At 42.1% G+C, this 22,748-nt stretch carries 21 protein-coding genes; 11 read left to right on the top strand and 10 right to left on the bottom strand.

Annotated elements, in window-relative coordinates; genetic code table 11:
• Positions 1-319 precede the first annotated feature (319 nt).
• The 5 genes from F612_RS0111370 to rsmD all read left to right on the top strand — a co-directional run bounded on the left by F612_RS0111370 (position 320) and on the right by rsmD (position 5,079).
• A complete protein-coding gene (locus F612_RS0111370) occupies positions 320-715 on the top strand; it encodes a nitroreductase family protein (RefSeq protein ID WP_019557894.1) in 396 nt (131 codons plus the stop codon).
• Positions 706-1,209 carry a LabA-like NYN domain-containing protein gene (locus tag F612_RS0111375; protein WP_019557895.1) on the top strand — a complete coding sequence of 168 codons (504 nt, stop codon included), beginning with the start codon at positions 706-708 and terminating at the stop codon, positions 1,207-1,209. Before F612_RS0111370 ends, F612_RS0111375 begins: the two co-directional genes overlap by 10 nt.
• A gap of 183 nt (positions 1,210-1,392) precedes the next feature.
• Positions 1,393-3,375, top strand: a complete 1,983-nt coding sequence (locus F612_RS13075) for a PAS domain S-box protein (protein ID WP_019557896.1) — start codon at positions 1,393-1,395, stop codon at positions 3,373-3,375.
• A 205-nt stretch (positions 3,376-3,580) separates the two neighbouring features.
• Positions 3,581-4,411, top strand: coding sequence for a CvfB family protein (locus tag F612_RS0111385; protein ID WP_019557897.1), 831 nt, complete (start codon positions 3,581-3,583; stop codon positions 4,409-4,411).
• 38 nt (positions 4,412-4,449) lie between these two features.
• Entirely contained in the window at positions 4,450-5,079 is a 630-nt protein-coding gene (rsmD, locus tag F612_RS0111390; RefSeq protein WP_019557898.1) for a 16S rRNA (guanine(966)-N(2))-methyltransferase RsmD, read from the top strand.
• A gap of 33 nt (positions 5,080-5,112) precedes the next feature.
• Here the strand turns inward: rsmD and F612_RS0111395 are convergent, their stop codons facing one another.
• Positions 5,113-5,346 (bottom strand): DUF2789 domain-containing protein, encoded by a 234-nt coding sequence (locus tag F612_RS0111395; RefSeq protein ID WP_019557899.1) that lies wholly within the window; start codon positions 5,344-5,346, stop codon positions 5,113-5,115.
• 160 nt (positions 5,347-5,506) lie between these two features.
• Between F612_RS0111395 and coaD the strand changes: the two genes are divergently transcribed.
• Positions 5,507-5,986, top strand: a complete 480-nt coding sequence (gene coaD, locus F612_RS0111400) for a pantetheine-phosphate adenylyltransferase (protein WP_019557900.1) — start codon at positions 5,507-5,509, stop codon at positions 5,984-5,986.
• A gap of 47 nt (positions 5,987-6,033) precedes the next feature.
• On the opposite strand, the gene F612_RS0111405 is transcribed toward coaD, so the two are convergent.
• On the bottom strand, positions 6,034-6,519 hold the full coding sequence (locus tag F612_RS0111405; protein WP_026329758.1) for a hypothetical protein: 486 nt from the start codon (positions 6,517-6,519) through the stop codon (positions 6,034-6,036).
• Between the two features lie 240 nt (positions 6,520-6,759).
• Here F612_RS0111405 and F612_RS0111410 point away from each other — a divergent pair, with 240 nt between their 5' ends.
• The 4 genes from F612_RS0111410 (at position 6,760) to modC (ending at position 10,285) form a co-directional block, all read left to right on the top strand.
• Complete coding sequence (locus F612_RS0111410) at positions 6,760-7,569, top strand: TOBE domain-containing protein (protein ID WP_019557902.1); 810 nt, start codon at positions 6,760-6,762, stop codon at positions 7,567-7,569.
• A gap of 104 nt (positions 7,570-7,673) precedes the next feature.
• The gene (gene modA / locus F612_RS0111415) at positions 7,674-8,471 is read left to right on the top strand and encodes a molybdate ABC transporter substrate-binding protein (protein ID WP_019557903.1); all 798 of its coding nucleotides are present in this window, start codon (positions 7,674-7,676) and stop codon (positions 8,469-8,471) included.
• 51 nt (positions 8,472-8,522) lie between these two features.
• Complete coding sequence (gene modB / locus F612_RS0111420) at positions 8,523-9,203, top strand: molybdate ABC transporter permease subunit (protein ID WP_019557904.1); 681 nt, start codon at positions 8,523-8,525, stop codon at positions 9,201-9,203.
• Positions 9,200-10,285, top strand: coding sequence for a molybdenum ABC transporter ATP-binding protein (modC, locus tag F612_RS0111425; RefSeq protein ID WP_019557905.1), 1,086 nt, complete (start codon positions 9,200-9,202; stop codon positions 10,283-10,285). The genes modB and modC overlap by 4 nt, the downstream gene beginning before the upstream one ends.
• Positions 10,286-10,340: 55 nt before the next feature.
• On the opposite strand, the gene F612_RS0111430 is transcribed toward modC, so the two are convergent.
• Both F612_RS0111430 and mutM read right to left on the bottom strand, forming a co-directional pair.
• A complete protein-coding gene (locus F612_RS0111430; protein ID WP_019557906.1) occupies positions 10,341-13,034 on the bottom strand; it encodes a cation-translocating P-type ATPase in 2,694 nt (897 codons plus the stop codon).
• 105 nt (positions 13,035-13,139) lie between these two features.
• A complete protein-coding gene (gene mutM, locus F612_RS0111435; RefSeq protein ID WP_019557907.1) occupies positions 13,140-14,000 on the bottom strand; it encodes a bifunctional DNA-formamidopyrimidine glycosylase/DNA-(apurinic or apyrimidinic site) lyase in 861 nt (286 codons plus the stop codon).
• Positions 14,001-14,504: 504 nt separating this feature from the next.
• Between mutM and F612_RS0111440 the strand changes: the two genes are divergently transcribed.
• The gene (locus F612_RS0111440; protein ID WP_019557908.1) at positions 14,505-16,451 is read left to right on the top strand and encodes a diguanylate cyclase; all 1,947 of its coding nucleotides are present in this window, start codon (positions 14,505-14,507) and stop codon (positions 16,449-16,451) included.
• A gap of 106 nt (positions 16,452-16,557) precedes the next feature.
• Here F612_RS0111440 and rpmG read toward each other — a convergent pair whose 3' ends face one another.
• From rpmG to radC, 6 genes are all read right to left on the bottom strand, one after another.
• The gene (rpmG, locus tag F612_RS13295) at positions 16,558-16,710 is read right to left on the bottom strand and encodes a 50S ribosomal protein L33 (protein ID WP_019557909.1); all 153 of its coding nucleotides are present in this window, start codon (positions 16,708-16,710) and stop codon (positions 16,558-16,560) included.
• A 9-nt stretch (positions 16,711-16,719) separates the two neighbouring features.
• Positions 16,720-16,956 (bottom strand): 50S ribosomal protein L28, encoded by a 237-nt coding sequence (gene rpmB / locus F612_RS13300; protein WP_019557910.1) that lies wholly within the window; start codon positions 16,954-16,956, stop codon positions 16,720-16,722.
• 221 nt (positions 16,957-17,177) lie between these two features.
• Positions 17,178-18,866 (bottom strand): hypothetical protein, encoded by a 1,689-nt coding sequence (locus tag F612_RS0111455; RefSeq protein WP_211209501.1) that lies wholly within the window; start codon positions 18,864-18,866, stop codon positions 17,178-17,180.
• A 170-nt stretch (positions 18,867-19,036) separates the two neighbouring features.
• Positions 19,037-20,875, bottom strand: a complete 1,839-nt coding sequence (locus F612_RS0111460) for a PhoX family protein (RefSeq protein ID WP_019557912.1) — start codon at positions 20,873-20,875, stop codon at positions 19,037-19,039.
• A gap of 303 nt (positions 20,876-21,178) precedes the next feature.
• Complete coding sequence (locus F612_RS12715) at positions 21,179-21,874, bottom strand: lipoprotein intramolecular transacylase Lit (protein ID WP_157760554.1); 696 nt, start codon at positions 21,872-21,874, stop codon at positions 21,179-21,181.
• 142 nt (positions 21,875-22,016) lie between these two features.
• Entirely contained in the window at positions 22,017-22,697 is a 681-nt protein-coding gene (gene radC / locus F612_RS0111470) for a RadC family protein (protein ID WP_019557914.1), read from the bottom strand.
• Positions 22,698-22,748: the final 51 nt, after the last annotated feature.

Consider the following 22,748-nt stretch of genomic DNA (forward strand, 5'->3'; position numbering starts at 1 on the left):
ATGATGTGCTGATGTTAAAGCAGGGCATTCATTCTATTGATTGAGTTTAACCAGGCCTGGTTAAACTCAATAAACAACTCTGTCCTTGCCTCCCTAGTGTCGCTAATCCTCCTTGTGCCTCACGCGCAATTCAGCATCTCTCTTTTCTTTTGTACACTTAGGCTTACATCTCTAATCTAGTCATCCCTTTGATAATCGTCTCATAAGCCAGAATCAGTACTTCTTGACTCATGCGTTAGAGTGATAACCTGGGTTTCATATGAAACATTACGGCAATTGATTTACAATCTACTTTTATTTGCAGCGAGACCATGAAAGCATGTCGCAAACCACCACTGAACTTCAATCACAAATTCTTAACGGCTTTAAATTTTGTGACGCCAGTAAAGCCATGAATACCACTCAAAAAATTTCTGAGAGTATGAACTTAAGTGGCAAACTGGTGCCATTGGTTTGGGCCGCACTCGTTATTTTAACGAGGAAACAGATCTATTTCGCATTAGTGAATAGGATGATAGCGACAGTTTTAATGCACATTGACCGTTGTCCGGTTGACGGTTTTAAACAAAAAAATACCCATGAGTGGTTCGTCGTTGAATTCCGCGCAGATCCTGTTAAGTATCAAAGGGGATATAGGGCCGCATTGGGTGACACTGACAACCTGGCTACGCCCAAAAAGCAGTCCTCCTCAGAAGTGGTGCTCGGATGGTTTTAACCTCAGAATCAATCGCTTCGGTCAATAAGATAGCCATTTTTGTCGATGTGCAAAATATCTATTACACCACTCGACAAGCTTATGCTCGACAATTCGATTATCACAAACTGTGGCAGCGCATCAAGCAACAAGGTGACATCATGTATGCGTTTGCTTATGCGATTGACCGTGAAAATGAAGGTCAACGTAAATTTCAAAATGCGTTGCAACAGATGGGATTCACCATCAAACTAAAACCTTATATTCAGCGTAAAGATGGCTCGGCTAAAGGCGATTGGGATGTGGGCATTACCCTTGACATAATGGAGATTTCACCAGAGGTGAATACCGTTATTTTACTCTCAGGTGATGGAGATTTTGATCTGTTGCTTGATAAAGTGCATCAACGTGATGGTGTACGAACGGAAGTTTATGGGGTTCGCGCTTTAACAGCGAACTCTTTAATCCAATCCGCTAGCCTTTTCCATCCGATTGAAGCCAGTTTGTTAAAATGAATGAATATAAATCCCCTTGGCAACCAGATGGTGTCAAATAATAATTTTTTATGGATAGCGGAATACATACTGCTTATGCCCCTAGAAATAAGAAAGTATTGAAAAGTTCTCTTTAACGTGTAATGTTATTTTGACGATTAACGAACGGTTTGCCTGAAAAAGGCAGTATGAGATATCCCCTTTATGAAAGATGTACAAAGTTATGAATTTCCAATTGATATTGACAGTTTTCCGCAAAATATTGCAATTTATCGTTATGAAAAGGGAGACTTTATTTTTGTCGGCCTGAATAAGGCATCCGAAATAACTGAAGGCGTGTCTAGACTCGATTTACTCGGCAAAAAACTGATGGATGTTTTCCCCGGGGTTAAGAAACTAGGTTTGTATGATCAGTTATTAAACGTTAAACAAACGCATGAAAATGGTCATTTAAATTTTTACGCGGATGGCAGGGGGGGCGGTTGGCGTTGGCGTGAAAATGAGTTGGTTTATCTCTCTAATGGCGATGTTATGGTGATATACCGAAATGTTGCCTATGACATTTATGCCGAGGAAGAAAAGGCACAGCGTTTACTGAGTTTAATTGATAAAAGTCAGACAGTGGTTTTTTATGTTAAAAACCAACCTAAATGGCCTGTAGAGTTTGTTTCTAGAAATGTAGAGCAGTGGGGATACAGTAAGGAGGATTTTGAATCGCAAAAACGCTCTTTTATCGACTTAGTACATCATGAAGACTTTGCAGACGTTGAGGCTGAGGTATTGCGCCATATTGAACAGGAGGTTTCGCAATTTTCACAAACACATAGAATTCTCACCGCGGATGGTCAGGAGCGATGGGTAGAAGACTGCGCGGTTGTAGAAAAGGATGAAAATGGTGAGGTCAATCGCTACCTTTGTACTATTATTGATATAACGGAACGGAAAAAGATAGAGTTGCAGTTGGCTGAGAGTGAGCAGCAATTTAAGCTCATTGCAGAGACTGTGCAAGCAGGTATTTTTATCTATACAGATTATTTTGAATACGCTAATCCAGCTTTTTTAGATATTTGTGGTTACCGCTTAGAATCGTTGCTCAAAATTCACCCATGGAAGCTGGTCGAATCCGATATGCAAGATAGGCTAAAGTCTGTCGTGCAGAGGCGTTTACAGGGTGAAAGCTTTCCAGAGTTATACCAAGATTTGAAAATAGTGACACCGATGGGCGAACGGCGGACGGTGAGAATAACGACCCAGACGATCACATACAAAGGACATTATGCGGGCATAGGGTCGGCCGTAGATATTACGGATATTGAACACACCCAAGAACAGCTGAAGTTATTATCTCAGGTCGTTGAGCAAACGGAAGATTTGATCCGTATTACTGATAAAGAGGGAATCATCACCTATGCCAATCCCGCATTTTACAAGTTTACCGGATTTGAAATGAATGACGTTGTGGGTAAGTCGAGCAATATTTTAAAATCAAATCGGCTTGACGATGTCTTCTATGAACGGATGTGGGCGACCATTAATTCGGGTGAAAGCTTTAAAGCAACCTTTGTGAATCAGAAAAAAAATCATGAAGTTTTTTATGAGCAGCAAACCATTACACCGATTTTGAATGCGGATCATGAAATACAATATTTTGTGGGCACAGGGAAGGATATCACTGCAAGAGTATTGGCCGAACACGAAAATGAGCGATTGGCACGAACCGATAAATTAACGGGCGTGGCCAATCGACATAAAGGTGATGAATTCTTAGACGAATCTATATTACAAGCGCAGAGATACGGTCAGCCTTTATCGGTTATTTTATTTGATATTGATTTTTTCAAAGCGGTAAATGATGAGCATGGACATCAAGTTGGTGATACCGTTTTAGTCACCTTGTGTAATTTAGTCAAACAAGAAGTTCGTCAAACGGATCTATTTGTGCGCTGGGGCGGTGAAGAGTTTGTATTGGTCACGCCACAAACCAACTTAATTCATGCAAAGGAGTTGGCCGAGAAAATTCGACTTTCTGTGCAGAAGGCAACGTTTTGCGAAGTAAGGCAGCTGACGGTCAGTTGTGGGGTCACCGACGTGAAAGGCCAAGAAACGGCGCAAGAATTAATGGTGAGAGTAGATGAAGCCCTGTATGAAGCTAAAAAAACAGGACGCAATAAAGTTGTGATTCGTTAAATTAGACAGTTTCCATCTTATTTTTTGCAAGAGTATGTCCATGGTGACTTGAAAATCTTAAGTGTAAAATAACAATAAAAATGACCAGGCCTGGTTATAATTGCAGTCTTTGCAAAAAAGGCTTTTGTATTAGCCGATAATCAACGCTTGCAAAGACCTATTAGTTGATTTAACCCTTAACAATCTTACGATCAAGGTACACAAAATGGCTCATATCGGACAAATGAATACACTCAAGATCGTAAAATCGGTAGAGTTCGGAATGTATGTAAATGGTGGGGATTTAGGTGAAATTTTACTGCCTCTCCGTTATGTGCCTGCAAAAGCTGAAGTCGGACAGATGTTAGATGTGTTTATTCATTTGGATTCGCAAGATCGTCTAGTGGCCACCACTGAAAAACCCATGGCCTCTGTTGGTGAGGTGGTTTATTTGATGGTGAAAGAGGTCAATCGCACCGGTGCGTTTATGGATTGGGGAATGCCTAAAGATTTGATGGTCCCATTTGCTGAGCAGCGAGTGCCTATGGAAGAAGGACGAGGCTATTGCGTTTTTCTCTATATTGATTTGAGTGGACGTATTGCCGCATCGAGTAAATTGAGTCTGCATTTGCATGAAATTAACGACAACTTCAAAAGTGGTCAGGAAGTCAGTTTAATGGTGGTGAGCCGCAGTGAGATGGGTTATACCGCGGTCATTAATGGAACACACTTAGGATTGATTCATAATTCAGATATTTTGCAGCCCTTAAGAATGGGTCAAAAACTGAAAGGCTATATTAAAGGCATTCGTTCAGATCATCGCATCAATTTACGAATTCAAAGACATGGCGCAGCAGCTCGTGATGAGTTGGGCGAGAAAATTTTAGCGAATTTGGCAGAAAATGGGGGTGTTTCCATTATCACTGATAAGAGTTCTCCGGAGGAAATTTTCCAAGCCTACCGAGCCAGTAAAGCCAGCTATAAAAAAACCTTAGGTCGTTTGCTTAAAGCCCAGAAGATCACCATCTCACCGACTGAAATTCGTTTAGTTGAATAATCTTCTGAATTGTTTAGATTCTATGTAAAGAACACATTATGGCCAAAAAACCTGCTCAAAACCGTCCTCAAAAAATGTCTCATCCAAAAGTGACCAGGCCTGGTTCTGCGGTTATGGGGGACGTTCGCATTATCGGTGGGGATTGGCGCGGCCGTAAATTACCCGTCTTGATGGCGGAAGGTTTGCGTCCCACCTCAGATCGAGTCAGAGAGACACTCTTTAATTGGTTGCGGTTTGACGTGGCTGGTTCGCATTGCTTAGATCTGTTTGCCGGCAGTGGTGCTTTGGGCTTTGAAGCTTTATCACGTGGTGCAAAGTCCGTCACTTTTTTAGAGCTCTCAATACCGGTGGCTCAGCAGTTAAAAACCAATCTAAAAACTTTAAACGCGCCTGCTGCTCAGGTGGTACAAAGAGACAGCTTGCAGTGGCTAGATCAGCGAGTAGAACAGCCATTTGACATCATTTTTTTAGATCCTCCATTTAAACAAGGTCTGATGCAGTTGGCTGTGGATAAGCTGTTTATAAATGGGATAATTAAAAACCAGCAGGCCTGGTTGTATCTCGAACAAGAGAAGTCATTAGATTGGCCAAACCTACCTGATGGTTGGGTCTGCCATCGCGAAAAAACCACTTCACAGGTACGTTTTGGGCTTTTCCGCCAAGTATGATCGCTGAGTCCTGTTTAGTCATTACGAACCCTTTTATCTACGTAACATCACATTTAACTCTTCTACAACTCTTGCCCAATCGGCATCTTCCGCAATGGCTTCGCTTAAAAAAGCCGCTTGTGACGGGTTCCAGAAGTTGGCATCTGATAAACAGATAGGCAGCGGGAGTGGCTGGTGACGTTCAATAAAAGCTTGGATTTCTCCATCTGAACTGGGCAGCCCAAGTTGTTCGAAAAGTGCGTTTAGACTGTGTATAGGCGCTTGCATGAATTTTCTCCTGAATGAACTTTAATGAACTTTAATGATAACCCTTTCCAAAGCAATCGCAATCCCCTTTTAATCGGGTTATCATAGGTCGAAATCCTAGCGACCAATTATATTGCTTGAATCAGAAAGTATTTAAGTCCATTAACGAGTGACATCTTATATGAGTATTACAGCCGTTTATCCTGGAACATTCGATCCTATAACTTCTGGCCATGCCGACCTTATAAAGCGTGCGGCACGTTTTTATGATCGTTTAATTATTGCAGTGGCTGATAATCGGAATAAGAAGTCGTTGTTCAGTTTAGCAGAGCGTATTGAGTTGGCACAAACGGTTTTAGCCGATTTTGAAAATGTAGAAGTGATCGGTTTTGATACCTTACTAGTTGATTTTGTACATGAAGTGAGCGGTAATGTACTGTTAAGGGGGTTACGTGCCGTCTCCGATTTTGAATATGAATTTCAATTGGCTTCTATGAATCGTAAACTTGCCCCAGAAATTGAGACTATGTTTATGACTCCGTCAGAGCAATATGCCTTTATTTCATCGAGTTTGGTTAAGGAGATCTCGGCATTAGGTGGGGATGTTTCTGAGTTCGTTCATCCAGCCGTTGGGCTTGCATTACAACGTAAACAATCCTAAAAGACGCTGCTAAGCATCTTTTAGGCTCTGTGCAATAATGGGCCATCTTAATAATTCATTGTGTCCAAACGGTAAGGGATTTGGATTTGTGAACCATCTTTCAGGTGAATCATCAGTGTAATTTGCCACTCCATTTTTTTATTGGTACAAAAAGCCAGCATAGAGGTGCCGATATAACGCCCAGGTTGTTTAGCGGCTGTTAAGAGGACGCGGTTATAACCCATGTACATATTCACGCCCGAAATATCCAGTTCAACTTTTTCAGCTTTTATATTTTCCAGCAGGACTTCAATGCCTAACGGACGGGCAATTGGAATCGGGTGTGGACTGATTTTCAAAGCGACTTTTGCATCCCCCTTCTGAGCCACACAATTTTCGGTATGTAAGTCACAAGTCTGGTCTGTTGGCCACTGTGTGATATTGGGTTGCGGTGATCTATCACAACTCGTTAGACCGAAGAGGCTGATTAAACCAAAGACCGCAAGCCTAAGCATCCTAAAACGTAAACGAGTGAAGGTGGGGGGTTGTTTCATTTTAAAAATCATCCTCGCAAATCATATGGTGCTATTAAATTAACACCCGTTGTCATTTTATTCAATTTTTGGAAGCAATGCATTGATTAATACTGACGGTATGGCCTGACGGTCATTTATCCTGGAATAGAGTCTCTATGGATACTTATGTACTTTAAGGATGCCTCGAAACGAAAGTCCATTGACACGTTTCGTTCAAATGCATACAATTATACGATATGAACTTAAGGTAATATTGCTTTGTTAGATTCTCATCCAGAACGGCTTGTACAATCATTTTTAATGGGCTCCAAACAGTCACGTTCAGGCCAAAGGCGCCTAGAGTTGTTGAGTAAAATCGCAGCCTTAGGCTCTCTATCGGCAGCAGCCAAAGCTTGTGGCATGAGTTATAAAGGGGCTTGGCAGGCTATGGAAGCGATGAATTTAGCCGCGGAACAGCCTCTAGTCGTCGCCCAAAAAGGGGGGGTTGGCGGTGGTGGGATGATTTTAACTCCCGCCGGAGATGCTTTATTAGGGGCTTATCAACTGTTTAGTGACAAGATGCAACATTGGATGCGCGAGTTAGACACTCTTTCACCAGGTGTTTTGAGTCAATTGGACATCATGAGGAAAATTTCGATGAAAACCAGTGCGAGAAATTTATTTCACGGAACCGTCATCAAAATTGTGCACGGAGCGGTGAATTGTGAAGTCATTTTGGCGGTGGGCCATGATATGCAAGTGGTCGCTCAGATAACGCCTGAAAGCTTAGAAAGATTGGACTTAAAAATCAACTCGGATGCTTACGCGTTAATCAAGGCCAGTTGGGTTCTGTTGAGTGAAGATATTGCTGGTAAATTTAAGACGAGTGCACGTAATGAATTTTGCGGTGAAATTTTGACGATAGAAGTCGGTGCGGTTAATAGTGATGTGACCATTGATATTGGCAGTGCTCAGAAAATGTCTGCCATTATCACCAATAAGAGCGTTGAAAGTTTAGGACTGGTTGTGGGGGAGCGCTGTTGTGCCTTAATCAAAGCCAGTCATGTTTTATTGGCAATTGCTGATTAGAGTTGTAGTGTTTTTTTTGGTAAATCGATATGTAGAAAAGGTTATATCCTGTAAGCGTAAAGTTTAATAATAACAGTCTAATTTAGATAGTTGAGAGAGAAAAAATGAGTATGTTGATAAAAAAAATGAGTTTAAACCTTATCATGATGGCGATCATCTTAATGAGTTCAGTGGCCTATTCTGAAGATTCGGTTAGGATTGCCGTCGCGTCGAACTTTTTGACAACCTTAAAAGCATTGTCACAAGATTTTACCAAAGAGACGGGGATTACAGTCCATATCTCCAATGGAGCAACCGGTATGTTGTATGCCCAAATCAAACATGGAGCACCTTATGACCTATTTTTTGCCGCAGATGCAAAACGTCCTGAGATGTTAGAAAAAGAGGGATTTATTGAACCAGGTAGCCGTTTTACCTATGTAACAGGTAAATTAGTAGCGTGGTCGCCAGAGCCCGAGAAAGTCAGCCCTGATTTATCAACGTTACAAATTGATAATCCTCATTTGCATTTTGTCGCCATTGCCAACCCTAAAACGGCTCCTTATGGTGAAGCCGCGGTGGCTGTTTTGACTCATTTCGGTTTATATGAAATGTTAAAATCTCAACACAAAATTGCTCTAGGTGAAAATATTGGAAAAACCTATCAATACGTCGTGAGTAGAAATGCACAACTAGGCCTCGTTGCAATGTCTTATGTGTCTAATCCAGAAAAACCCGTAGGTGGCGAGTACTTTGAAATCGACCAGAACCTTTACCCCACATTAGTGCAACAAGCTGTTGTTATAAAAGGTCGACAAAGCAAAGCGACTCAATCTTTTCTGAAGTTCTTACATTCTGAAGAAGCTCGTCAGCGTATACAAGCTTACGGTTATGGCTTAGGGCCAGGTGAAGCTGTAAAATAATGCTCTTTGGGCCTTGTCAGGCACTTAACCAATATAATAGATAGGAATGAGATGTTAGCAGGTGTCGATCTACAGCCCTTATGGGTTACCTTACAGGTGGCGTCATACACCACCGTGTTATTAATTGTTTTGGGAACGCCTTTGGCCTTATGGTTGGCTCGTATACAGGGCATGAAAAAAGCACTCTTCGAAGCGATGGTTGCCTTGCCATTGGTCTTGCCCCCAACGGTGTTGGGCTTCTATTTATTGGTCACAATTGGTCCTGAGGGACCGATTGGCAGCTTATGGGCTTCGTTAGGTTTTTCACCGCTCACATTCTCCATGAGTGGCCTGGTGATAGGCTCTTTTTTATACTCTTTGCCGTTTGCCATACAGCCTTTAATGCATGGCTTTGAACAGCTTGGTAAACGTCCTATTGAAGTCGCAGCAACGCTGGGAGCGGGGCCGATAGATCGGTTTTTTAGCGTTATTTTGCCATTAACGCGCCGCCATTATTTGGTGGCTGCGACCCTTGCATTTGCACATACTGTAGGGGAGTTTGGCGTTATTCTTATGATTGGTGGCAATATTCCGGGGGTAACGCAAGTGGCTTCAATTGCTATTTATGATCATGTCGAAGCCATGGAGTACTCACAAGCACATGTTTTATCGGCCATTATGTTGGTTATGAGCTTGTTAGTGTTAACGATTGTGTATAGTGTCAATCGTCGTATGGAGGTAAAAATCGGATGAGTTTACGCGGTAACTTTCAACTTCAACGTGGTGAATTTCGTTTAGAAACGGGAGACTTCGAAATACCATCCTCAGGATTAACAGCGATTTTTGGCCATTCGGGCAGTGGTAAAACCACTTTTTTACGCTGTTTAGCAGGCTTTGAAGATCAAACGATGGGTCAGGTTAAATTTTTTGACCAGGCCTGGTTGTCTGCCGGAAAATCGCTGGCGATTCATAAGCGAAAACTGGGTTATGTCTTTCAAGAAGCCAGTCTGTTTGTGCATCTTAATGTAGAAGATAATTTACGTTATGGTTTAAAACGCGCTACAAAATCATCTCAAGTGGCTCACCAGATAAGCTTTCCGCAGGTGGTCGAGTGGTTGGGTTTGGCACGACTCTTAAAGCGTGATGTTGTGACGCTGTCTGGGGGCGAAAAACAGCGTGTGGCTATTGGTAGAACATTACTGTCTCAGCCTAAAATACTGATGATGGATGAGCCTATGGCCTCACTGGATCTGTTTTCAAAACGGGCGATTATGCCGTATTTTGAGCGTTTACGAGATGAGTTGGAGATACCTATTCTTTATATTACGCACTCGCCAGAAGAGGTGGAACGGTTAGCAGATACGGTTGTCTTTATGGAGAAAGGCCGCATTTCGAAAATTGAGTTGATTGAACAGGCCTTAAACCGAGAGGGCACACCGTTGTATCAAAGCGCGGAACCGCGTTCGGTGCTCTCGGCACAAGTCGTTGAACAGCATCTAGAGGATGGTTTAACGGGATTAAAGGTGGGTGATGCCGAGCTTTGGGTGCCTGCAGTTCAGCAGGGTATCGGCGAGTGGGTGCGTGTGGTCGTTTCAGCGCAGCAAGTCAGTCTGTTAGCAGAGAAACCGTTGCAGAGTTCGATTCTCAATCATTTACCCGTGACAATAGAGTCTTTAGAGGCGATTAATGACTATAGTGTGCTTGTGCATTTACGGGTAGGCAATGAACCTTGGCCATTATTAGCGCAAGTCACTAAACGCTCTAAAAATGGGTTAGGTCTATCTGTTGGGCAGCAATGGATTGCGGCCATAAAATCGGCTTCTATTTTAAACTAGTCCAATGACATACTTTTATAAGGTTTAGGGTGACTGATCTTTTACAGGGAATGGCTTATAGCCACTTTAACTTGAATATGTCGTTCACGGCTGAGAGTAGTAATACGGGTAAGCAGCCCACTAGGAAAGCTAATCCTAGGTGCTCTGGACTTAACGGTAGAGTGCCTAGCAGCAAATTACCAAAGGGTGCATACACCATTATGAGCGATAAAATAGCTGAACCGCTTACCGCCCACAGCAATGCACGATTACTGAAAGGGTTTCGGCGGTAGATATTGGTGAGCGTTCGGCTATCAAAAACCTGTATTAACTGGCCAAAAATTAATGTCATAAAGGCCAACGTTTGTGCATAGGCCATCTCAACTCCAAGACTAAGTGCATACATAAACATTCCATAAGTGACTCCACCCATAATCAAACCACGAATCAAAATAGTGTGGCCTAATCGTCCCGTAAAGAAGCTTTCATTTTTGGGACGAGGTGAACGACTCATGACATCGTCTTCTGCGCCATCGACTCCTAATGCCAGCGAAGGTAAACCATCACTGATCAAGTTAATCCATAGAATCATTAAGGGGGCGAGAGTGAGCAACGGCTCGTCAATAATTAAAACAAATGCAAACAGCAAAGCAGAAACTTCACCGACATTTGTGGTTAAATCCTGCCGGATGAATTTGCGAATATTGTCATAAATACGTCGACCTTCCTTAACCGCTTCAACGATGGTGGCAAAGTTGTCATCGAGTAGGATTAAGTCAGCCGACTCTTTGGACACACCTGTCCCCGTTATACCCATGGCAACGCCCATATCGGCCGTACGCAATGCGGGGGCGTCATTGACGCCATCACCTGTCATAGCCACGACATGATTGTGTTTTTGCAGAGCTTGTACAATTCGTAGTTTGTGTTCTGGGGTCACTCGCGCAAATACCGAGGTATTTTCGACCTGATTATAAAGTGCTTCATCCGACATCAAGTTTAGAGTTTTGCCTTCTAGCACCGGTGCTTCAGTACTTTCTATAATACCCATTTGTAAAGCGATGGCTTTAGCGGTAGTGGCGTGGTCACCTGTAATCATGGAGACCTTTATACCCGCAGAGTGGCACGCAGCGACGGCTTTGATGGCTTCAGGGCGCGGAGGGTCGATAATGCCATAGATTCCCGCGAGTGTTAGGTTGGTCTCTAATTCGTTATAAGGGCGTTGCAAATCGTCTTTGTGTAACTTGCGATAGCCGATGGCTAAGGTGCGTAATGCTTGAGCCGCAAAGTGTTCCACAACGGCTTCAATTTGAGGTTTATCACTGAGCATATCCCCAAGTTTGTCATGCAGTTGTACCGCCTCACTGTTTTGGATCATAATATCTGGCGCACCTTTAACAATGAGCCAGTGTTGGCCTTGTTGATCTTTTACAATGAGACTCATCAGTTTGCGTTTGGAGTCAAAAGGAAAGTTCTTTATCTCTTCAAATTGCATCAAGGCCATGGCTTTGGTCATGCCTGTCTTAGCCGCCGCCACTAAAATCGCACCTTCCGTCGGAGAGCCAATGACACTGTATTTATGATTGTTTTCAACCAATTCAGCCTCATTACACAAGACCGATAATGTCACCATGTGTTCTAAATGATGAATCTCTTTGTGGGATACAGGGTGTTGGTTATGGTCTAAAAACTGCCCGATTGGCTCATATCCTTGGCCCTCAAGGTGATAGTAGTTGCCGCCTGTCCACAACTGAGTCACTTGCATTTTATTTTGCGTGAGAGTCCCCGTCTTATCAGAACAGATAATAGAGGTAGAACCTAAGGTCTCTACCGATGCCAGTTGTCGTACCAAACCATTGTTTTGCATCATGCGCGTGGCACCAAGGGTTAACACGATAGTCAAAATAGTCATTAAGCCTTCTGGGGTCGCAGCGACCGCCAGCGAGATACCTGTTGTCATCAATACTGACCAGCTCATGCCATGCATTAAGCCAATGCTTATAACCACCATGACCACTAACAACGCCGCCATTATCAATACATTGGAAAGACGGTGTACTCGTTGTTGGAGGGGAGTTAAGGTGGTAGCAGCGCTCTGCAAAAGATGTGCTATTTTGCCTACTTCTGTGTGCATGCCTGTGCCAATGACAATACCAAACCCTTGACCTTCGGTCACAGCCGTACTCATAAAAGCCATATTGAGCTGGTCGGCAATCGGTAAATCATTTTGTGGCATGGGCAAGTTATGTTTACCAACCGGTTCAGATTCACCAGTTAAGGCGGACTCATCAATTTTGAGTTGCTGGGTTTCAAGCAGTCTAAGGTCAGCTGGTACAATGCTTCCTGCATCCAGTCTAATGATATCGCCGGGTACAAGCTCCCTTGCGGGTAGTGATTGCCACTTATGCGACCGTAAAACAAGGGTCTTGGGGGCGGCCATCTGCTTGAGGGCATCGATTGATTTTTGAGCTTTATACTCTTGCACAAAGCTAATGGTGGCGTTGATTAAAATGATAAGAGTGATGGCAATAGCGTCGATAAAGTGTGAAGTGATAAACGAAAGCAAGGCTCCAAACATCAAGATAATGAGCAATGGGTTTTTGAACTGACGAACAAACATCCAAAGCGCAGAGGCGCGTTTTATTTGTACAATCTCATTGTCGCCAAACTGCTGACGAGCGGACAGTATTTGCGTGTCATCCAACCCCTCTTTAGGATGGCTTTTTAAAGCTTCAATGATTTGTTCATTTTCTTGCTGAAACCAATCCATGGTCTTTTCCTTGCCATAAAGCAGATATGAAATAAGCGGTTACAAAATGTAACTTGTGGATATTATTGTCGATGGATACGATGACTCGGTCAATCGTTCGAGTCGCTATAGTTTCGATATTTTTAACACTCTGGGCGCTTGATAAGGTTGACATTTTGGACAATAAAAACTGGCGCGTTGATTAATCATTATTTTTTCAATCGGTCTTTGGCATTTTGGACAGGCCTGTCCATCCTGGCCATAGACATTGAGTTGTTGCACAAAATAGCCAGGTTTGCCGTCCGGCGAGAGGAAATCTTTCAAAGTAGTACCCCCTTGTTCAATAGCAGCAATCAACACAGATTTGATGTTCCTTACTAATAAATCACATTGGTTACGGGTGAGTAAATTGGCCTGCGTTTGGGGGTGGATACAACTCATAAAGAGCGCTTCATTGGCATAGATGTTTCCAGCTCCAACCACCACTTGACTGTTCATCACCAGGCATTTAATGGCCACTTTACGGTGAGCGCTTTTGGCATAGAAGTAAGCCCCATTAAAGTTATCTGTTAATGGTTCGGGAGCAAGTTTTGCTAATAGTTTGTGGCCTTCAACTGGCCCTAATATAGCATCGTGCCATAAAACTGAACCAAAACGTCTTGGATCGTTCAGGCGTAATAGGTAACCATTTGCAAAACCGATATCTATATGATCATGTTTTTGGACTTCGGTGTCGATGGGTACTATGCGTAAGTTACCAGACATGCCCAAATGAATTAATAAACTGCCCTTACGGGTGTTTAGCAGAATATATTTTCCGCGCCGTTCCACCGATAAAACCACAAGGCCGGGCAATGTTTTTTGCAAGTGCTTTTCTACCGGCCAGCGTAATCGTCCATCACGAATGACGAAAGCGGTGATGGTTTGTTGAGCGACTTTGGGCTGAATGCCTTTACGAGTAGTTTCAACTTCGGGTAATTCTGGCATAAACGAATCTTCTCTCTGGGCCGTGAGCGGTTTAGGGTTTTGTTATCCATATTGTAAACAAAGTGTTAAGTGACCGCCATTAAACTGGTCGTGCTTATTTCTAACCTCGGTTTAAAGTATATTTATGGAATTCAAATCTTATTGAATCAGCTGATCGATTGTTAAGTTTATGAATAGTGGGCTTTATCGGTGTTTAACAAGGTATCGCTGGTCTCAAAGAGCTTGAGCTGTTAAACAGGGTGTAAAGTCAGGTTTGTCGGCTTAACTTGTATGGTTCTCAAATGAGAGTCGCGTCAGACCGCATTCTGTCATGGCAAAGAAATCTTGAGGGAAAATTCTGCTGTGAAGATGAAATAAATCTCGATCCATTACGAGAGATTCTATTCATAAAACATGAACTGAGGCCATGGCTTTATTATGAATTAGGTTTTGCAGATTTTAAACCTTTGTTATTAAAATAAGTAAAAATATGTATTTAGCGTCTAAGTATTCTATAATTGAAACATGACTAATCATGACTATAGTTACCCTGATCTTATAAACTTTCTAATTGGCTTGATTGGTGGTGGACTATTACTTCTTTTTCCTCTTCAAGTGCTCTCGTCTGAAAATATTGCACCATCAGCCCCATCAGTGCTTGTAAACGCTTCCAAGTTAAAGCCGGTCAGTATTCAGCATGATGGTAATCTTTCCATTCAGCTTGCGGACGCTTCTATAACACAAAAAAAAAGTGACTCAATTAATCGAGTTGAGTTGACAAAAAACGATACGAATGATTTTATACTTGATGCCTCTGAGGGACCGTCTTCTGTTGAAAAGCCCACCTATCTTAGAGAGCACACAGATGGAAACATTGACGACCGTATCGATTGGGCACTCGACGAAAAAAAAGATTTTCGAGGTCTCGTTTCAGCTTATTTAAGTTTAATGGGGGGTAAGGCAGGCTTTGAGTTTGTATCTGTTCTGGATTATTCTCATCTAAAAATCCCAGCATTCGATGTTCTGGCGAGTGCTGTCGAAACCCAAACGCATAGGAATCATTTAAATTATATTCAATCCCCCCCCACTTTGCCCATGGTGTTGGCCAACGACGATGGGTTCGATTATATCGCTCTCAATGATCCATTAAATGGTCGGACGGTTGCCGTTATTGAACATACTTGGCTACAAGAAGGACTTACATCGTTTGATCCAGAGATCAATGCAGCGCCAGTCGATTCAATTACTAAAGGTTTACTTTCCATTTTAGACACTCGAACGACCGTTTATTCGAACCATTCCGTCGCACTCAATTATGCTAACAAACCAGAAGGTTTGAGTAGAGTTTGGAGTCCTGAAGCGCTAGAAAGGCGTTTTAAAGCCGCAATGGATATGCAAAATGAGACGCCCTATATATATTCTATACTGGAAAATACGCTTGTAAGCGTTACGGAAACGCAGCGCCAGCAGATTTATGAGAATTGGGTGCAATTAAAAATGGTGACAAAATCGTATCGTTGGCTGTATGGCATCGCCCTTATTTTACTGGCCACATTGATTATATTACTGTTATGGATGTCATCAGTTCAGCGTTCTAAGAAAGTTTTACAGTCTTACATTGATACCGTGAACGAGTTAAGCCTCGCGACAGTGACTGACAATAAAGGTCTTCTCATCTGGGTGAGTGACAGTTTTACAAAATTAAGTGGCTATGATAAGCAAGAGTTGATTGGTCAACCCCCTAGTATCACTAAGAGCTCCGCTATGTCTGATGATGAATATAATGAAATTTATCAGAGGGTTAAAAAGGGGGAAACTTGGCGGGGTGAAGTCGAAGGTCGCCGAAAAGATGGTTCTTTGTATTGCGTTAATTTAACCGCCATTCCTGAAATGCGATTTGGCAAGCTTCAAAAGGTAACAGTTACACGTGAGGACTTAACGGATCGGAAAAAAGCAGAAGAGTTAAGCATTCGAGATTCATTAACAGGATTATATAATCGACGTTACTTTACGGAGGTATTTGAACGCGAGATTAAACGAGCGCAGCGTGAAGATATGCCATTTGTATTTGCCATGGCTGATATCGATTTCTTTAAAAATTTAAATGATCATTATGGGCACCAGCAGGGGGATGTTGCCTTGCAAAAGGTTTCTAACTTGCTGCAACAGAGTTTAAGACGTCCTCAAGACTTAGTGTTTAGATTAGGAGGTGAAGAATTTGGAATGATTCTAAATGAAATTGATTTAGAGCATGTTAACGATTTTCTCAGGAACGTAAATGCGGCTATTAAAGCGTTAGGCATTCAAAACAAAGAAGGTGTTGATGGTGTCGTGACTCTTTCTTGCGGTGCGATCATATTGCCTTCTGACCATCAATTAAGCAGTGATGCGGTATTTAAATTAGCCGATGACTTGATGTATCAAGCAAAAGAGAATGGACGTAATAGAGTTGAGGTTGAGCTATTTCAATAAAGTGTTATGTGCTTTTCTGGAGGTAAAGTGTCATGCTCACTTTTCTCTAGGCATAAAAAAACCCGGTCTTTTGAACCAGGTTTTATCAAATTTATCTGGATAAGATCTACTTGATTTTAGCTTCTTTGAACAAGACGTGTTTACGAACCACTGGATCAAACTTCTTGATTTCAAATTTCCCAGCCATGTTCTTCTTATTTTTATCAGTAGTATAAAAATAAGGAGACTCAGTTGACTGTAGTTTAATTTTATCGCGCATTGCAGTCTCCTAGACTTTCTCACCACGTAAACGCATCTCAGCGATCACAGAGTCAATACCATTTTTATCAATAGTACGCATAGCTGAAGCAGTTACGCGTAATTTAACAAAACGGCTCTCAGCTTCTAACCAAAAACGATGCGATTGCAAGTTTGGTAAGAAACGACGACGTGTTTTACGGTGAGAGTGGGAAACATTGTTACCGACTACAGGACGTTTTCCTGTTACTTGGCATACTTTAGACATTTCACAATCCCTTATAAGGTTCTTAAAACATTTAATTTATTTGAAAATCTCAATAAAATCAAAGGTTTTTATATATTAAAAATATTCGAATATTTCTATATCTTATGCAGTGGTCAGCCCACTACGGAAAATAAGAAGCGGAATTATGCATGGTTGTCGCTTAAAAAGCAAGTGATTACCGTGTATATATTTATGTAATGGGTTTTGGTTTGCGAATAGAGTCAATTATGAATCACTGGTTTTTTAATTCCGGTTTTTTCACCAGTGGGTACGATATCCCAGCTCGTCGTAACAGGTTTTACGTGGGCATCTCGTCCATAGATATAACTTTGCTCATCAACAATGATTTTATAGGCCTTGTTGAGTCTGAGAGCTCGTTTAGCAGACGGTAGCAGTAAGTGTCCGATATCCTTGTGAAGGATTTCCACTTCGGACGGTTTTAAGCGGCCAGCTGCGTTAAAAAATTTTCCAATGACTTCCTTGTTATTGCGGAACTCATTCGCAGAGTGATTTTGGAGGAGGTATTCGGTATATTGCCAATGGCCATCGGGAAATTTAGGTTCAGGCAGACCGTTTAAATCTTTTTGAGTCCAATGAAACCAACTCGCCTGGAGTTGTTCGCTTCCCAGCTTTCTTGGGAATGCAAAACTGCTGTCCGTTGTGACACCTAAACCCGAGTGACATCCCATACAATTCAACGATTCCTCAAAACTCTGTGGCCGTAGCTGACCTTTTTGATCTTCAATAAATCCTTGATATGCCCAACCTAATCCATTGGGCATTCCAGCTTCTGGGTTACCCATCATCCGACGTAATCGCTCTGGAAAATCATGCAGTTCTTTTTCTTCAGCCATGGCTGAATTTTGTAGTTGACCGTAGTTGTTCCAGCCTGTTTTAATGCCATAACGCAACTCTTTAAAGCGATTGGCAAGCATAGTATGACCTTGAGCATCGACATTAATATAACGGACGGAGTGTAAAAACTCAGTGCCCTCAGGGTAAAGACCTCCGGCTAGATGAAGTTTTTTTTCGGTCATTAATATTTTGGCTTTACCCACATAAGACATAAATACCCCTTCTCTAGGTGCCCAGAGATAAACTATTTTTTGGGCAATGTCGAGTTTGCCGTTGCGATTTAAATCAACGCCATATAATCGTTCATCGGTGGCTGGAATAGGAATGTCTATGCGTTGGATAAGCGCTTGCACGATGGCTAAGTTTATTTTATAAATGCCCAAATCCATCTTGCCATTTTCATCTTGTCGAAAAGGGGGGGCCAAACGAATGATGACATCATTTGTGCTGCCATTGGTGGGCCAAAAGGTACCCAGGAAGGGAGCATAAGCAAAAGCTCTCCAGCCAGAAATCTCTCCATTTGGTTTCCTGTCAAAACCTTCTTTATCAAAGTGATAGTAGCAATCCGGTGTAAAACCATTCCATTTTCCATCGCCATTAACATCCCACTCAGCAGGGAGTTCAGCCATTTTTTTGGCCAGAATGATCTGACCTTGCTCGTCAAAATAATTTGATTGACGTATGTACTTCAATATAGCTTGATCGGTTATTTTGGCAACTTGTTCAGTTCGGTCTTTAAAAAGATTACTCCATGGGTTTTTCCGGGTTGCTTCTTTAAATTCATACGCAAGCTGAAGGCTACTGTCATCAATATAATTTGGCGCTATGGGGGCGGTATGACAACTAAAGCACGGGTTATGTATCTGCCCATTCTCACTTTTGGTTTTGGTATAACATTGAGCGGGAATATAAGCTCCATTCGTATTCACTATTCGGTTGTTCAGTAGCGATATATCAGTATGCTGTGATTCTGAGCAGCCCGTTAAAATTACGCTGATAAAAATAAATATCATCCTTAGGGGCATCGTTCTCGCTTTACTAAATGTTTTCAACATTTGAATTTTTTCCCTCTGGTTATCATGAAAGTGTTTAAAACAGTAAGTGATCGTAAACCTAACGTGTTAAATAGCGTTTTATCAATATGCTAGGTAATAAAAAAGCCTTGATCACAAGAATCAAGGCTTTATATTGCAAAAGAGAGTTACCTCACTTTTTTGCTTGTTGGTTATTTCATCTGAGAGAAATCAAACGGACCGATATAACCCGCTTCTGTCATCATTTCTACACCTGTTGGAACAACATACCCCACAGAGACTTCCCCAAATGGATGTTGAGTCGTCGCCGTTAAGTAGCCTTTGCCATTGATGTTTTTATGCCAAAATGGAGATGTCGTTTCAGCGCCATAAGGCACCGTCAAGATGCGATCCATCCTGCCATTTTTAATGTTATACGCCCAAATCATATCATTTGGATGTGCACTGGTATCTTCACCAATCACTAAAATGTCAGAGCCTTCTAAAAAGGTGAGGTTATCAGGACTTGCAATGCCATCTATATCACAAGTATTGCCTTCAAGAGCCGTTCCAGTATAGTCAACAGCCTTTCCAGCAACCAAGCCTTTCATGCTATAAGCTACATAATCAGAGCCCATGGTTTTATTTGTGGCAACATCTAATGCATAGACGGCGCCACAACCGTTGTTGGCAACTTGAATGTCACCGATGGTATCCTTCATTAGGCTGCCCACATTTGACATGGAAACATACAATTTTCGATCACGTGGATTAAAGGTGATGCCTTCTTCTTTTTTGAACTCTGTGGTTGCACCTTGCATGGCTGCCATGCGTCGTGTTTCAAACCGAGCGGCTATGGCAATATCAAGAGCGTCAACCGTTGTATCACCATTAATATCTTGTAATGCTAAGCACTCCTCACCTGTTGCCGTATTAATATAGGTATAGGTTGCTGGAGTCGGACATGCACCAGCTGCCGGCGTTTCTGTCGTAAAGATATTCGCAAAAGTAATTGCATCTGTTCCCGTTGCCACATTATTATCTGTGTTTAAGTAGCCTTTGATCCCGACATCAGTCGAATGGCCTAAATCAATCCAAGAAAGTACGGCTTCTCCTGTGCCAACTCCAGGAAGAGAGGTTTGTGTCCATTTAGCGGCATAAAGTGTCCCTGCGCTTAGATTCTCTGCAACGTCTGCGATATACATAAATAGACCCACATTTGTACCATCATCTGACAGATACACCGTTTTATGGTCAGGCATTACATACGATAATTCATGTGCAAAACGACCCATGCTGTAGTGTTTCGTATAATTAGGTGTCCCATCCGTGTTGATCTTTACTTCAGGTGTCCAGCCATAGTAGTAAGGACTGTTTCTAGTCGCATCGCCACCCCAGAAGTTATTCGTCACTGAATCCCAGTAACTCCCACTAGGAGCGGCCGCATTGGGTTCATATTCTTCAGAACCTAAATGCGAATTCCAAGGTGTCGTCATTCCTGCGCAATGTACCCAACCACCAAACTCTTCTTTTTGGCTTACATATTGTAAAGTGTTTGCTTTGACACTTAACTTACCGTCTGCAGCTTGTTCTATTTCGCTCATATAGATGGCGCCAGGAGCACATTCGAACTGAGAAACCATGTAAACGTTACCGTTTTTTTGTAAAAATGAGAAGTGATCCAGACCAGACCCTTTCGCACCTACTGTGCCACCGCCATTACAAAGCATAGGTGTCGCGTCGACATTTGTGATGATGGCATCTGTAAAATCTTTAACCACACCAAAGGTTTCACCATTATTGGTATCCCCTGTTTTCATCAGGGTGTTATAGGCAATCGCTTGTTTTTGGCCGGCAATGGTGACTTCATTCGTGGCACGAATGGTATTTTTTTCGTTTGTTGTAATGGCGGGAGCAATCGATTTGAATTCAACATCGGTTGAGAATATGCTGCCATTACTACCGTTACTGCCATCTTTACCAGCACAGCCAGTAAGCATTAAAGCTGAAACTGTTAATGCTAATGGCATCGTTAGGTTCATAGTTTTCATTTTCAGGATTCCTATTTTAGAGAGTGAATAGAGCTATGCTTGGAGAGTTAATAATAAAAAATGCTTATTTCAGGCAGGTTTAAGTTTAGTGACAAGTTGATGGTGGGAATATTACGAATGTATGATGCTTGTATGACTGCCCAGTGACCGACATTGATAGACTTAATTTCTTGTGGAAAGTTGTTTTAATCAGAAGGGATTCAGGTAGTGGAATATAGAAATGTATGCCCACGAATATGGGTTCATGAGCGTTAAATCAATAAACTTTATTTGCAGTGCGAGCAAAATAATTCAATTTTAAGGTCATGAATTAATCTTACTTAGATGAATGCGATTTAGGGCATGGAACAGTTTAACGATGAGGATGAAGAGCAGTATGCCTAAAACAAGTAGGCTGATGCTAATATAGGCAAATAGGTCAGGCGCTTTCATCATCGTACTCATCAGTGAGTCTTGGTAGTAAAAAAACCAATGATGATCTGCCGGAAATACCCATATATGCAGTTGGTAAAAAACCTTCTGGGCTCCAAATATGGCAATGGGTATCGCCAAAATAAACAAACTGAATGTTACATTCAGTAAACCTTTTTGTGGCGATGGAAAAGGTTGGCGTGATCTGAGCCGGTAAATACTCAGAGCCCCCCATATGAACAATACCCCCCAGCCCAATTTTTTTAAGAGCTCAATGAGCTTTGCAACATCGGTTAAATGGACAATTTCTGCAGAGTGTAATAACGGAATATCAATGGTTTTAGTTCTGTCTTGGTACGTTAAGCTTTGTAAACCATGGCCTTGGTGATGAATTGCTTTAACGATTCCGGCAAATAGCGCTTTACGGGTTTGGGCATCGGTCGTCTCAAAGTCATGACGAAAACGATTTTTGGGAGCATAGTGGTCAATGTGTTCACTTATACCTGCATAGTCGTACCAAAAGCCATACAAAAAGTTGGCCTTAGCAAGGACTATCCAGCTTAAATACAAGGACAGTATGAGTGTCAACCAGATCCATAGGAACTGCTTCAATGGTAATAAAAAAATGAAGCGTCTCAATTTAACCAGGCCTGGTTTGTTTCTAGAGCGAATGATCTCAACATGGTCTCGATTCCTAATAAATATTATTTTGCGTGCTTATTTATGCCGTTTATGGCATTTGGTGGTGTTGAGCTAAAGAGTGCCAACGACCCGCATCACCAATAATGATATGATCCAGAACTCTGGCCTCAATAAATTCTAAGGCCTGTTTAATCCGAAACGTAATATCTATATCGGCTTGACTGGGCGTTGGGTCACCCGAAGGATGGTTGTGCGCTAGAATAACGGCTGCAGCGTGGTGGTCGAGTACGCTTTTGACCACTTCACGAAGATGGACCTGAGATTGGTTTAAGGTGCCTTCAAATAACACTTTGAAGGCGATTAGCTGATGTTGCTGATTGAGTAATAAGAGTGCAAATTTTTCGCGATTTTGGTGACCAAGTTCAGATTCTACAAAACGTGCTACTAATTCAGGCGAAGTAAATGCATCGCGATTTTTTAGACCAGACTCAAAGTGGCGCTTTGAAATTTCCAAGACAGCTTGAAACTGGACAAATTTAGCTTGTCCTAACCCTTTGGCTTGACAAAAATCGGCTTCACTGGCTTTTAAAAGTTGATGCAAACAGCCAAAGTGGTCAAGTAAATCTTGAGCCAACTCAACGGCACTTTTACCTTTAACCCCGACCCTTAATAAAATGGCTAAGAGCTCAGCATCAGAAAGTTGACCAGAACCAAATGCCAGGAGTTTTTCTCGAGGTCGATCATTTTTATGCCAATCAGAGATCGCCATTACAATACTCCTTTTTAAGTTCAATGATGTCGCTCTATAAGTAGGTAGAGA

This window comes from Thiomicrorhabdus arctica DSM 13458 (assembly GCF_000381085.1).
Taxonomy (GTDB): domain Bacteria; phylum Pseudomonadota; class Gammaproteobacteria; order Thiomicrospirales; family Thiomicrospiraceae; genus Thiomicrorhabdus; species Thiomicrorhabdus arctica.

Coding starts and splice junctions, on each gene's coding strand:
- modC (WP_019557905.1), top strand. CDS start 9,200: ATGAGTTTACGCGGTAACTTTCAACTTCAACGTGGTGAATTTCGTTTA.
- F612_RS0111430 (WP_019557906.1), bottom strand. CDS start 13,034: ATGGATTGGTTTCAGCAAGAAAATGAACAAATCATTGAAGCTTTAAAA.
- F612_RS0111370 (WP_019557894.1), top strand. CDS start 320: ATGTCGCAAACCACCACTGAACTTCAATCACAAATTCTTAACGGCTTT.
- modA (WP_019557903.1), top strand. CDS start 7,674: ATGAGTATGTTGATAAAAAAAATGAGTTTAAACCTTATCATGATGGCG.
- radC (WP_019557914.1), bottom strand. CDS start 22,697: ATGGCGATCTCTGATTGGCATAAAAATGATCGACCTCGAGAAAAACTC.
- F612_RS0111440 (WP_019557908.1), top strand. CDS start 14,505: ATGACTAATCATGACTATAGTTACCCTGATCTTATAAACTTTCTAATT.
- F612_RS0111405 (WP_026329758.1), bottom strand. CDS start 6,519: ATGAAACAACCCCCCACCTTCACTCGTTTACGTTTTAGGATGCTTAGG.
- rpmB (WP_019557910.1), bottom strand. CDS start 16,956: ATGTCTAAAGTATGCCAAGTAACAGGAAAACGTCCTGTAGTCGGTAAC.
- rsmD (WP_019557898.1), top strand. CDS start 4,450: ATGGCCAAAAAACCTGCTCAAAACCGTCCTCAAAAAATGTCTCATCCA.
- F612_RS13075 (WP_019557896.1), top strand. CDS start 1,393: ATGAAAGATGTACAAAGTTATGAATTTCCAATTGATATTGACAGTTTT.
- modB (WP_019557904.1), top strand. CDS start 8,523: ATGTTAGCAGGTGTCGATCTACAGCCCTTATGGGTTACCTTACAGGTG.
- F612_RS0111460 (WP_019557912.1), bottom strand. CDS start 20,875: ATGAAAACTATGAACCTAACGATGCCATTAGCATTAACAGTTTCAGCT.
- F612_RS0111455 (WP_211209501.1), bottom strand. CDS start 18,866: ATGTTGAAAACATTTAGTAAAGCGAGAACGATGCCCCTAAGGATGATA.
- F612_RS0111385 (WP_019557897.1), top strand. CDS start 3,581: ATGGCTCATATCGGACAAATGAATACACTCAAGATCGTAAAATCGGTA.
- rpmG (WP_019557909.1), bottom strand. CDS start 16,710: ATGCGCGATAAAATTAAACTACAGTCAACTGAGTCTCCTTATTTTTAT.
- F612_RS0111375 (WP_019557895.1), top strand. CDS start 706: ATGGTTTTAACCTCAGAATCAATCGCTTCGGTCAATAAGATAGCCATT.
- coaD (WP_019557900.1), top strand. CDS start 5,507: ATGAGTATTACAGCCGTTTATCCTGGAACATTCGATCCTATAACTTCT.
- F612_RS0111395 (WP_019557899.1), bottom strand. CDS start 5,346: ATGCAAGCGCCTATACACAGTCTAAACGCACTTTTCGAACAACTTGGG.
- mutM (WP_019557907.1), bottom strand. CDS start 14,000: ATGCCAGAATTACCCGAAGTTGAAACTACTCGTAAAGGCATTCAGCCC.